Raw genomic sequence first — 12,859 nt, 5'->3', positions numbered from 1 at the left:
ATGAAAATTTTAATAACTGGGGTTAGTGGTTTTGTTGGGAAAAATGTTTTTAAACATTTATCAGCTACTCATGAAGTTTATGGCGTTTCTAGAACCGATTTAGGATATAAAAACTGCCAAACATTAGACTTCTTGAACACCTTAGATGTTCAACAATATTTTAAAGAAAATCAGTTTGATGTAATTGTTAATTTGGTTAGTAGAATGGCTTCTGTAGAAACAGCAAAAGATATTACGCTATTCACAGATAACTTAAAAATACAAACCAATATTATAAAGGCGTTAGAAAACTATAATAAATGCACCTTTATAAACTTTTCTAGTTCTGCAGTGTATCCTAATATTGATGGGGAGTTTCTAGAAGGAAGTACCATAGACCCTTCTTTTAATTCAGATTGTTTGTATGGCTTAGCAAAGTTTAATAGCGAAATTCTATTTAAATTTTTATTTAATGAAAACATTAAATTAGTTAATTTAAGGGTTGGTTATGTGCATGGAGAAGGCATGAATAACACTAGAATACATAAAGTTTTTGAAAAAGAATTAGAAGAATCTAACACCATATCTGTTTATGGAAATGGAGAAAGAATAATTCCGCAAATTAGTATAACTAGTTTGGTTAACACTGTTAGCTCCTTTATTGAAAGCTCTATTGAAGGTGTTTATAACGTAGCCGACGAGAATATTTCGGTATACGATATAGCAAAAAATATTATTAAAATAAAAGGAAATAGTTCTAGCGAAATTATACGAGTAGATAAAGGGAATACGACTAAGTTTCAATTAAATTTGGATAAAATTAATAGTATCTAAAATGTTTAAACACCTTAAATTTATATTAACATATCCCAAAATAGGACCCGATATGTATTTTACACATTGGTTACTGTTTTTTAAACCATTTAGGGCGTTTTTTCAAAAATATAAAATCAAACATATAGCAGCAACTGCAGATGTTAGACCGTATTGTACTATATTAGGAACAGATAATGTAATCATTGGAGAAAGAGTTATTATACCTCCTTATACTTTATTATCTAGCTTACCAGGAAACAAAGAGTCTATAATCACCATTGAAGACGATGTATTATTTGGACCCAATGTTTCTGTGTATAGTAGCACACATAAATTTGATGATTTTAGTAAGCCAATAAAAGATCAAGGATATACTTGTAGTCCTGTATTATTAAAAAAAGGATGTTGGTTAGGTATCAATACAGTAATTTTACCAGGTGTAACTATAGGTAAGAATGCCGTTGTAGGAGCAAATTCGGTAGTAACCAAAGACATTCCAGACTTTGCAATTGCGGTAGGAGCTCCTGCTAAAGTTATTAAGTTTACAAATGAGAAAAATAAATTATGAAAAAAACAATTATTATAGCCGAAGCTGGTGTAAATCATAACGGAAATTTTGAATTAGCTAAAAAACTAATTGATGCAGCAGCAGATGCAGGAGCAGATTATGTGAAATTTCAAACCTTTAAAGCAGAGAAAGTTATAAGTGTAAACGCAAAAAAGGCGGATTACCAAATTGAAAATACTGGAGACCAACAAGAATCACAATTAGAAATGGTGAAAAAATTGGAGTTATCACCAGCTATGCATGATGATTTAGTTGCTCATTGTGAGCAATACAATGTGAAATTCTTATCCACAGCATTCGATTTAGATAGTATTGACTTATTATCGAAATATAAGTTAGATATATTTAAAATCCCATCGGGAGAAATTACCAACTTACCTTATTTAGAAAAAATAGCAAAACTAAAATTCCCTTCCTATATTATGTCTACAGGTATGGCAAATATGGAAGAAGTAAATGACGCTGTACAAGTGCTTTTGAATCATGGAATACAAAAAGAAAAAATAACCATATTACACTGCAATACAGAGTATCCAACACCAATGATAGATGTTAACCTAAAAGCAATGAACGCTATCAAAGAACGATTTGGAGTGTCTGTAGGTTATTCCGATCACACATTAGGAATCGAAATACCAATAGCAGCAGTAGCATTAGGTGCGCAGGTTATAGAGAAACATTTTACTTTAGATCGTGAGATGAAAGGGCCAGATCATAGAGCGTCTTTAGAACCTCAAGAATTAAAACAAATGGTAACATCCATACGCAATATTGAAGTTGCCTTAGGAGACGGAGTTAAACAACCTTCCGATTCAGAAAAGAAAAATATTGTTATAGCTAGAAAAAGTATTATTGCTTTACAAGAAATAAAAGAAGGAGAGATTTTTACAGAACAAAACCTTACCGTAAAAAGACCAGGCTCTGGTATATCTCCAATGAAATGGTATGATGTTATAGGTACTAAAGCCTCTAAAAATTATCAACCAGACGATATAATTTAATACATGAGAAAAATAGCAATAGTTACTGGCACTAGAGCAGAATATGGTTTGTTAAAACCATTAATTAGCAAAGTTAACCAAGACAAAAACTTAGAACTACAATTACTAGTTACAGGAATGCATTTGTCACCTGAGTTTGGTATGACCATTAATGAAATTGAAGATGATGGTTTTCCTGTTATTAAAAAAGCAGAAGTACTTTTATCTTCAGATACTGGTGTAGGAGTTATAAAATCGATGGGTTTAACCATGATTTCTTTTTCAGAAGCTCTAACAGAGTTAAAACCAGATATTGTTATTGTATTAGGAGACAGAACTGAAATATTTTCTGTTGTAATTTCTGCATATACTCTAGGGATACCTGTGTTTCATATTTCTGGAGGAGAAACCACAGAAGGTGCTTATGATGAGGGTATTCGTCATGCCATTACCAAAATGAGTTATTTACACTTTACCTCTACCGCTTTATACCAAAAACGTGTAATACAACTTGGAGAATCTCCAGATCGTGTTTTTAATGTTGGAGCTATAGGAATTGATAGTATTAAAAGTTTAAAATTATTAAATAAACAAGAGTTCGAAAAATCTATTGATTTTAAACTATACAAAAAGAGCGTTTTAATTACTTTTCATCCAGTAACTTTAGAAAACGTAACAGCTAAATCTCAATTTAGTGAGCTTTTAAAAGCGTTAGACACTTTAGAAGACACCAGTTTAATTTTCACTAAGCCTAATTCAGATAAGGATGGAAGAATAATTATAAACATGATTGATGATTATGTGAGTAAAAACAATGAAAAAGCGATAGCTTTTATATCTTTAGGGCAATTAAGATATCTGTCTGCAATTAAACATGTAGATGTTGTTGTAGGTAATTCATCAAGCGGTATTACAGAAGTTCCCGTCTTTAAAAAACCAACAATAAATATTGGAGACAGGCAAAAAGGACGTTTAATGCCAGAAAGTGTAATTAATTGTATGCCAAATCAATTAGATATTGAAAAAGCGATGGAGCAATCGTTAAGTTCTAATTTTATGGAACAAATTCAAAATCAAGAAAATCCTTATGGTAATGGAGATACCGCAGAACAAATTATGGAGATTCTTAAAAAAACGAATATAAAGAGTATTAAAAAATCGTTTTACGATTTATAATAAAGTAGATACACAAAATATTTTTATGAGACAGTTTATACACCATTTATTACCGGCTAAAAGTACCATAAAAGAAGCTTTAGTTAAATTAAATGAACTAGGCTTTGATGCTATTTTATTTGTTGTTGATAAAGACAACAAATTAATAGGTTCGTTAACCGATGGAGACATACGTAGAGGTTTAATTACCGGTATTACTATAGAACATAATGTTTTAGATGTTATACAAGATAATCCGCGATTTGTTCGTAAAGGAGAATCTAATCTTAAAAAAATAATTGAATATAGAGAAGGTAATTTTAAAATTATTCCAGTTCTAGATAAAGACAATATAATTGTTAACGTTATTAACTTCCGCTTCTTTAAATCATATTTACCAATAGACGCTGTAGTAATGGCTGGTGGTCGCGGACAAAGATTACGTCCACTAACAGATAATACACCAAAACCATTACTTAAAATTGGAGACAAACCTATTATTGAACATAATATTGATAGACTAGTATCTTATGGTGTTGATGATTTTTGGTTGTCTGTTCGCTATTTAGGAGAGCAATTAGAAGATTATTTTAAAGACGGTTCCCAAAAAAATATTAAAACAGATTACATCTGGGAAACAGAACCACTTGGTACTATTGGTGCTATTTCTAAGGTTGATAATTTTCAGCATGATTATATTTTAGTAACCAATTCGGATATATTAACGAATCTAGATTACGAAGATTTTTTCTTAAGTTTTCTTGAATCTGGAGCAGATTTATCTGTAGTTACCATTCCTTACGACGTGAAAATTCCATACGCTGTTTTAGAAACCAATAACAATGAAGTGTTAAGTTTTAAAGAAAAACCTACATACACGTATTATTCTAACGGCGGAATTTATCTAATGAAAAAAGAAGTGCTAGATTTAATACCTAAGAATGCCTTTTTTAATGCAACTGATTTAATGGAAGCTTTAATTGATAAAAACTTTAAAGTACATTCTTATCCATTAAGAGGGTATTGGTTAGATATAGGAAAACACGAAGATTTTAAACAAGCTCAAGAAGATATTCAACACATAAAATTTTAATATGCTACCAGTTAATAAACCCTATTTGATAGGAGAAACAGCTCTTCACCATCAAGGAGATAAAGATTTTTTATACAAACTAATTGATTTGGGAGCAGAGGCTCGAGTAGATGCTATTAAATTTCATGTGTTATTAAATATAGACGATTATTTTGTTAAAAACCATGAGGCCTATAGTATTGTAAAAGATTGGGGTTTAACAAAAGAGGAGTGGACTAAGGCTATTCATTATAATGAAAGTAAAGGCTTAGATGCTGTTGTTTTATGTAATGATCCGCAATCCGTAGATTTTGTTATAGAATATTCTGGAGATTCCATTAAAGCTATTGAGTTGCATGCTACTGGATTAAACGATTATTTGTTGCTTCAAAAAGCAGCAAAGTTTAACGGGACTGTAATATTAGGGGTTGGTGGATCTTCTCTTGATGAAATATCCTATGCTATCGATATATTAAATGAATTAGGGCAAAATGATATTTTTCTAATGTATGGGTTTCAAAATTATCCAACACGCTACGAAGATATTAACCTGAAGAAAATGATTAAGCTCAAAGATCTTTTTGATTTGCCAGTTGGCTATGCAGATCATACAGACCCTTTAAATGAGCATAACGAAGTGATTTCTACCTTAGGTATAAGCATGGGTATAAACGTTTGCGAAAAACACTTTACACATGCTGTAGGTGAAAAGCGAATAGACGGCCAAGCAGCAATAAGTGTAGAGCAACTTAAAAAAGTTAGGTTACTTATGGATATTATTACTACTAGTGTTGGTACTGGTAGTTTGAAAATGTCGGATGGCGAATTAAGTTATGGTAATACAGGCCCAATGAAAAAGGCCATAGTTGCAGAAATAAACATTAAAAAAGGAGACATTATAACCTTAGATAAAATAGGCTTTAAACGTACAAATGAAAGCACTTACATGCTGCAATACTTTTTACCTAAGCTAATAGGTTTAAAAGCAAATAAAGATATTAATATAGACGAATTTATAGATTTTTCTAACGTGTCTTACGAGTTTAAAAAAGCAGATAGCAGTCAATTTAATGCTAATAAATAAAATAATTATCTTAAGTTTTGTATTGTTGTTCTTTTCTTGCCAAGAAAAAGAGACACAATTAGGAGTTAAAGTTTCTAGTCATTTTAATAATGCAGATGCTACTATAATACAATGTTCCGATCAATATTATGATAATTCTGCTACCTATAACAAAAGTAGACAATACAGTGCTGTAGTTGCTGAGTTTGAATCTTTAAAGCATAATATTCCTATTCATGTTTTTGAAGAAAAAGTGGAACGAGGTCTTAAAGAGTTTCTAGAAATGGGAAGGGGTGGTGTGAGTGCATATTATCCATCATGTTCCGAAAACTATAGAGCCTCCCTACTAGATTCTATACTAGATAATTTAAAGCTTGTTAATAACAGAAGACCTACAACGTTAGCTTATGGCTGTGGGAAAAACTATTATTATGACAGTTTGCCAAATTATATCTTAGGGGCTAGAAATAGTTCTCTACTCCCAATATACGCTTTAAAAGAAGGAGTTGGTATTTGTACATATTATGGTAAAGATGCAGGAAATCCATCGATATACCCTGTAAGCGACTTCTCTTTTTTACGAAACAGACCAAGCGCATCTAAAAGCTGGGCTAATGTTATTTCTGATGGGTTATCTGAAAAAGAATCGCTAAGCTTCATTAAAAAGGAAGTTAAAAAAACAATAACTAATAAAGGTTTTTATTTAGATTTTATGCATTGGCATATAAATGAAATTAAAGGGAAGAATGCACAACAATTTATTCCAAAATTATTTAAAACATTAAATGAAGCTATTGGTTCTAGTTATATTGCTAAGGTAGATTATAACGAAGCTTTGGAGTACCTTTACGGTAAACAAACCATAGATTCCGTCTCTCTAGTTGAAAATAAAGATGCATACATAATGCGTGTTTATATTAATAGAAAGAAAAAAGAGATTGATTATAATGTAATTAGAACACCAATCTCTTTTGAGACAGAAATAAAGACTACAGAAAGTTCTTTAATGGAGTTTTGGGGTAATAATATTCAATCTGTAACAAAAGTTAAAGACAAAATAATATTTAATGCATTAATAGACTATACTAAAAAACTAAATAAATTTATCATTTATAAACAAGCAAACAAACAAACAATTTTTTTACCTTTAGAGTATGAAGTCTCTTTTAACGATAGTATTATACAATCTAACTATCCAATTAAGATCTCCTATTTTAAAAAGGAAAAGAGAAATGAAGACTATAAAGTAGAAATTGTGGATAGAAGTTTAAAGTTTAAAAAAGAACATGCTTTGCGTTTTGATAGAAATAATATAAAGTATAATTATTATGCTGGTGTTATCAATAAATTAGGCGAAAGTAAATTGATTAAAATTTAATAAAATGAAATTAGGTAATTTTATAACAGCAAGATTAAAAAGTAGTAGACTAAAACGAAAAATCCTATTGCCATTAAATGGTAATACCGTTTTAGACCACGTAATTAATCGTTGCAAAGAAACTAATGCAATTGATGATGTCGTTTTGTGCACTTCCACAAACCCACAAGATGCAGAACTATTTGATTACGCTTTAAAACACCAAATTAAGTTTTATGCGGGATCTGAAGACGATGTATTAAAACGCTTACTAGATGCTGCCAAATATTACAATTTTGATGCATTTGTAAGTATTACTGCAGACAATCCATTACACTCTATTTTCGTGTCTAATCAAATAGTGGATTGGGTAAAAAAAGAAGATTTAGATTTTGTGTTTACTACAGGTTTACCAATTGGTTTAACACCTTATTTTATTAATACAAAAGCTTTAGAAATTGCTGTTGCAATGAAAGAGCAAGCAGATACAGAAATCTGGGGACCTTTTGTAAATAGACCAGACTTTTTTAAGATTGGATACCTTCATATAGAAACAGATTTATTTTCTGAAGACGTGAGATTAACTTGTGATTATGTAGAAGATTATAATGTAATAACAGAGATTTATAGTAAGTTTCCTCAACATCATAATCCAAGTATTTTTGAAGTATCAAAGTTAATAAAAGAAGGGCAAATTAGCCTCTCTAATACCAATGTAATACAAGCAGCTGTACCTTTAGAAACCATTGAAAAGATAAAGAAAACTTTTGATACACATATGGATCATGGAAAAGTTATCGCACAAAAAATTGGGTACCATTTTGCACCAAGTGAACATAAATTAACTATAAAAATATAATTTACATGATATTTGATTCTTTAGATAATGCCGCATTTTATCACCAATTAAGTCCACATATAAAAAAAGGGCTGGAATTTTTAGTTAACACCAAAAATTTACAAGATTTACCAGTGGGTAGAGTAGAAATAGATGGCGATAATGTATTTGCCTTAGTTCAAGAATATGACACCAAAGCATTTAATGTGGATATGTGGGAAGCGCATAAAAAATACTTCGACATTCAATTCATAGTTTCTGGTAGCGAAGCGATAAAAGTTTCTAGAATAGAGGATATGACACCAAACACAAAGTATCATGCCGATGGCGATTACTGGCTTTTTAGTGGAGAAGGTAATGCCTTAAAAATTATAGAAAATCAATTTGCAATTTTATCTCCAGAAGATATTCATCAACCTGCAATAACATTAGGCGATACGACTCAAAAAATAAAAAAAATTGTTGTTAAGGCTTTGATATAATTAAATATGTCTCAAAATAAAAAAAAGTTAGCAAAGAACTCTTTAATCTATGCTTTGTTTACGCTTTTACAAAGAGGCTTTGCATTTTTTTTAATTCCGCTCTATACCACGCAGTTATCCACTGAAGAATATGGTTTATTAGGAATTGTTATGGCTGCAATTCCTTTTTTTGTTTTAATAGCAGGTTTATCTTTAAGAGGTTCTACAGCCTATTTTTATTATGAGTTTAAAGACAATAACCCCGATTATTTAAAAAAACTTTGGGGTTCTAGTTTTACATTAATTTTAATATTAAGTCTTTGTTTTGCTGTTTTTTTATGGCTTTCCAAAAGCTTTATTTTAGACTACTTTTTTAAAGACATACCTTTTTATCCTTACTTATTTTTAGCACTTATAAGTGTTGCAACACAACCGGTATATTATTATTACCAGTCGATGTTAAAAGCAAAACAAGAAGCAAATAGAGCTGCCCTACTAGACTTTGTTTACTTCTTTATAATAATTTCCTTAACTATTTTATTGATTCTTTACTTTAATTTTAAAGCTGAAGGAGCATTACTTGCCTTGGCAATATCGAATGTGATTTTCTTTTTTTATAGTATTTATGGAGCTTTGAAAGAAATTAATCTTTGCCTGCATAAAGAACAATTAAAAAGAGTGTTAAAATATGCTTTACCTATTTTACCACACAATTTATCTGCTTGGGCTATGAACCTTGCCGATAGAATAATATTAAACAGTCTAACCACATTGAGTTTAGTTGGTTTGTTTGATATTGGCTCGCAAATAGGAAAACTAATTAATGTGGTTACTTTAGGAGTGAATTCAGCATATAGTCCTTGGTTTTTTGAACAATTAAAAGCATCCAAAGAAAATAAAGAGTTGATAGCCAATGTGACCGATAAAATTGTGCTACTTTATATTTTGTTCGGTACTGCAATAAGTTGGATGGCGCCAGAACTATTAAAGCTTATTGCAAATCAAGAGTTTCATACCGCTTGGATTGTGGTACCTTTTATAGCTTTTGCTTTTGTTGTAAATGGATTTTATTACTCTTTTAGTAATGTGTTTTTTCTTGAAAAAACAAAGTACTTACCAATTATTACAGGAGTTGGTGCTATTATTAATATCGCGCTTAACTTTATTTTAATTCCGCTTTATGGTATTATGGGAGCAGCAATAGCAAATATTTTGGCTAAAAGTATTTTTGCTATAATCGCGTATACTATCAGTCAAAAATTATATTATATCCCATACCGTATTCAAAGAATAATTTTATTTATTGTTTTAGGGTTTTTAGTATCCTGCTTGCCCTATCTTTTTCAAGAACATCTAGATGATCTAAATATTTGGCTTGTTATTTCACTAAAAGCAGTAGCGCTTGGGGTTTTATTAATACCTTTATTATGGGTAAATAAAAATATAATAATATCGTATATTCGCGCTAAGGTTTTAAGCAAGAATGAAGAATAAAAACGAACTACATTTAATTGAAAATAAATATGCTGTAGACAAGCTGAAAATTAATAATTTTTCTGCTTGGCCTCTAGTTAGACATCGAGTTTTTTTTGAAATATTTAGTAGGAAAATTAATTTTAATGAAAAATTAAGGACTCGAAGTAAGCTTCAACTTATTAAAAACTTTTTTTATGGCGCAAAGCATTTATTTCAATTAAAAAAGTATGATTTTCTTTTTTTTAATAATGCAGATAAAAGAACCCTTACAAAAAACAAGAAACAGTACGATATTTTTTTCGATTCTTGGGGAGATAAGGTTGGTCAAGAAAACGCTTTATTTATTGAATGGGCAATAAACAAACATTATTCAAAAGAAGAAACCTATTCTAAAAATGTAATTTCCGATTTAATACTAAAATTAGGTAGTTACTTATGTGCCCTTTTTGTTACATTAGACTATAAAGATGCCGATGTATTAGATAATATAAAGCAGGAATATAACCTCCAATTTAACACCAATAATTTATTAAAAAATAAGTTAGGAGAAATTAAGTTTTATGAGCTTTTTTTCAAATATATAAAACCGAAAGCTGTATTTTTAATCAGCTCTTTTACTAAAGAAAGTGTGGTGATTGCAGCGCATTTAAATGGAATTAAAGTATATGAAGCGCAACATGGTTATATAGGAGATAATCACCAGTTCTATAATTCCGTATATAAATTTGACGCGCTTTATTATCCAGATTATTTATTAAGTTTTGGAGAACAAGAAAAAAACAACTTACCTCAAGATTTTATTTTTAAAAAACAACAACTGTTACCAATTGGGAGCTTGTTTTTAGAAGAAACACAAATTAACTATACAAATAGTTATTTAGATTCTTTAAAAAATAATTATAAATACATTTTTTGTGTTACCCTACAAAACATTAAAGAAGAAGTACTTTTAAATTGGGTAACCGAACAAGCCAAAACAAACAAAAACTGGTTATTTATTCTTAAGCCAAGACATATAAAGATGGATTATAAAAAGTATACTAAATTAGATAACTGTATCCTTTTACCAGAAAACAATGTATATCAGGTGTTGAAATATTCTAATTTTAATATTACAATTTACTCTACTACCGCAATAGAAGCATCTGCTTTTAATGCGAAAACACTATTTTATAATATTGATAAATTGTCAGAAAAATATTTTGATGTTTCAAACATGTATGCTTCGATGATTAATGAAGGTGAAAACATTGAAAAAGAACATTTAATTGAAGAGGAAATAATTTCTAAAAATTATTTTTCAAGAAATTATTATACTAATGTAGCAAATACCAATCTAACCTTTTGAAAAAGCTTGTAATAATATTATTAATACTACAGCCATTAATAAACAAAATAACACTTAAATCTGGTGTATCATTTGATGTTTATAATGAACTACTAAGCATGCTTGTCTTTTTCATGTATTTATATCAGTTATTAAAACGTGGTAAAATAACTAGTATATCCTTAGTGTTTTTCACACTATTACTATACATGGTTCTTACTACATTTATAAAGAGCACATACCCTCTGGGCTTTTTTCAAATAGTAATATATAGCCAATGGTTTTTTTATTTTCTTTACTACCACTCACTTACAATAGAAGAAAAGCATCAAACACTTTATAGTTTAAAAAAAATATTAGATAAAACCTTATTATTAGTGCTAATTATAGCCGTTTTTGAAATACCATTCCATAAACAATTTAAAGACTTTTTAGGGATTATTAGTCACGATAGAGGTATTGGTGGTTTTTATTTAGTTTCCTTTTTTGGTTCAGGACCAAGTTTAGCTAACTTCATGAGTCTCTATATTGTCTTTTGGTATTTTTATCATTATGGCTTTCAAGAACTAATTACTAAAAGAGATAAAAGAAAATTAATATTAGCATTTGTCTTTTTAATTCTATCTTTTTCTCGAAAAGAAGTGTTATTTGTTTTTCTTTTCATGTTGTTTTTTCCTTTTCCCTATCGATCTCAACTTAGAAAATGGATGAAAAAAACAATTGTTTTTGTTGGTATTTTTGCAGGATTATTTATTTATTATATAGTATTTTTTTCTAAAGCAAATCAAGTTGCTTTTGGAGATAAGTATATTAGGTGGCGTATTGCTGAGAAATCACATGAAATTTTAATGGATAACCTACCTTGGGGAAGTGGTATAGGTACTTTTGGGTCAAGAGTATCATTAATGGCAACAGATGTTTACGAGAAATATAATGTTGGTCCAGAAATGCTAGGTTATGAAGTGCTTAATCAAACAAGAGGTCCTATTTACGATGCTTTTATGTTTACGTTTACTACAGAGCTAGGAATAGGGATACTTATTTTTATGTTTTTCTTTTTTAAACTCTTTGAAGCACGTGTTTGGGATAGAAATAAATATAAAGGGTATTGTAAAAACTTTCTAATAGTATATTTCTTAGGACTTAGTTTTTTTCAACCTGTATTAATTAGTTCCTTTGGTTATTTGTGTGCCATATTTTTCGCGTTAACTATTAATAAAATATCTTTACTTAAATTTAGAACCAAGTATGCAAAAACTTAAACTAATAATATATTATTCATTTATACAATACTTACCACATTCTAGGTTAATTGGAATAAGTAATGTTGTTCGAATGTGGTATATGGCAAAGGTTTTAAAAGTGATGCCTTTCGATAAAAATTCTAAATTCGAATTTGGAGTTTATCTTTCTAACGCAAAAAATTTAAAAATAGGTAAACATGTTCGTATTAACGAAAATGTGTTTTTGCAAGGAAGTATTCAAATTGGAGATTATGCTATGTTAGCTCCTAATGTTTCTATTTATAGTAAAACACATAACTATCATGATATTAATATACCAATGGTAAAGTCTGGAGAATCTGAAACCAAAACAGTAACTATTGAAGATGACGTTTGGATTGGTATTAATGCTGTTATATTACCAGGGATTACCATAGGAAAAGGATCTATAATTGGTGCCAATTCTGTGGTTACTAAAAATGTAGCGCCATACTCTATTATGGGCGGGATTCCTGCGCGATTACTTAGAGAAAGAAAATAGCAT

13 protein-coding genes are annotated in these 12,859 nt (G+C 29.7%); all 13 read left to right on the top strand.

The window, feature by feature from the left end:
* Genes ACVC3Y_RS13960 through ACVC3Y_RS13900 form a run of 13 tightly spaced genes read left to right on the top strand, consistent with a single transcriptional unit; the run spans position 1 to position 12,856 of the window.
* Complete coding sequence (locus tag ACVC3Y_RS13960) at positions 1–813, top strand: NAD-dependent epimerase/dehydratase family protein (RefSeq protein WP_452227214.1); 813 nt, start codon at positions 1–3, stop codon at positions 811–813.
* A 1-nt stretch (position 814) separates the two neighbouring features.
* Positions 815–1,363, top strand: a complete 549-nt coding sequence (locus tag ACVC3Y_RS13955; RefSeq protein WP_452227213.1) for an acyltransferase — start codon at positions 815–817, stop codon at positions 1,361–1,363.
* A complete protein-coding gene (gene neuB, locus ACVC3Y_RS13950) occupies positions 1,360–2,364 on the top strand; it encodes an N-acetylneuraminate synthase (protein ID WP_303421491.1) in 1,005 nt (334 codons plus the stop codon). The genes ACVC3Y_RS13955 and neuB overlap by 4 nt, the downstream gene beginning before the upstream one ends.
* Before the next feature lie 3 nt (positions 2,365–2,367).
* Positions 2,368–3,519, top strand: coding sequence for a UDP-N-acetylglucosamine 2-epimerase (gene neuC / locus ACVC3Y_RS13945; RefSeq protein WP_303421493.1), 1,152 nt, complete (start codon positions 2,368–2,370; stop codon positions 3,517–3,519).
* A 25-nt stretch (positions 3,520–3,544) separates the two neighbouring features.
* Positions 3,545–4,591 carry a nucleotidyltransferase family protein gene (locus tag ACVC3Y_RS13940; RefSeq protein ID WP_303421495.1) on the top strand — a complete coding sequence of 349 codons (1,047 nt, stop codon included), beginning with the start codon at positions 3,545–3,547 and terminating at the stop codon, positions 4,589–4,591.
* Position 4,592: 1 nt separating this feature from the next.
* Positions 4,593–5,654: an N-acetylneuraminate synthase family protein gene (locus ACVC3Y_RS13935; RefSeq protein WP_452227212.1), complete on the top strand. Its 1,062-nt coding sequence runs from the start codon at positions 4,593–4,595 to the stop codon at positions 5,652–5,654.
* Positions 5,641–7,011, top strand: a complete 1,371-nt coding sequence (locus tag ACVC3Y_RS13930; RefSeq protein WP_452227211.1) for a hypothetical protein — start codon at positions 5,641–5,643, stop codon at positions 7,009–7,011. The genes ACVC3Y_RS13935 and ACVC3Y_RS13930 overlap by 14 nt, the downstream gene beginning before the upstream one ends.
* A 4-nt stretch (positions 7,012–7,015) precedes the next feature.
* On the top strand, positions 7,016–7,849 hold the full coding sequence (locus tag ACVC3Y_RS13925) for a cytidylyltransferase domain-containing protein (protein WP_452227210.1): 834 nt from the start codon (positions 7,016–7,018) through the stop codon (positions 7,847–7,849).
* Between the two features lie 5 nt (positions 7,850–7,854).
* On the top strand, positions 7,855–8,310 hold the full coding sequence (locus ACVC3Y_RS13920) for a YhcH/YjgK/YiaL family protein (protein ID WP_303421503.1): 456 nt from the start codon (positions 7,855–7,857) through the stop codon (positions 8,308–8,310).
* Between the two features lie 6 nt (positions 8,311–8,316).
* Positions 8,317–9,783: a lipopolysaccharide biosynthesis protein gene (locus tag ACVC3Y_RS13915; RefSeq protein ID WP_303421504.1), complete on the top strand. Its 1,467-nt coding sequence runs from the start codon at positions 8,317–8,319 to the stop codon at positions 9,781–9,783.
* A complete protein-coding gene (locus ACVC3Y_RS13910; protein ID WP_303421505.1) occupies positions 9,773–11,113 on the top strand; it encodes a hypothetical protein in 1,341 nt (446 codons plus the stop codon). The genes ACVC3Y_RS13915 and ACVC3Y_RS13910 overlap by 11 nt, the downstream gene beginning before the upstream one ends.
* Positions 11,110–12,354 (top strand): hypothetical protein, encoded by a 1,245-nt coding sequence (locus ACVC3Y_RS13905; protein WP_303421506.1) that lies wholly within the window; start codon positions 11,110–11,112, stop codon positions 12,352–12,354. Before ACVC3Y_RS13910 ends, ACVC3Y_RS13905 begins: the two co-directional genes overlap by 4 nt.
* Positions 12,341–12,856 carry an acyltransferase gene (locus tag ACVC3Y_RS13900; RefSeq protein WP_303421509.1) on the top strand — a complete coding sequence of 172 codons (516 nt, stop codon included), beginning with the start codon at positions 12,341–12,343 and terminating at the stop codon, positions 12,854–12,856. Before ACVC3Y_RS13905 ends, ACVC3Y_RS13900 begins: the two co-directional genes overlap by 14 nt.
* The last annotated feature ends 3 nt before the right edge of the window (positions 12,857–12,859 follow it).

The organism is Lacinutrix cladophorae, from assembly GCF_053604645.1.
Note: the sequence above shows the minus strand (reverse complement) of the source record. Positions and strands in the feature narration are given on the sequence as shown.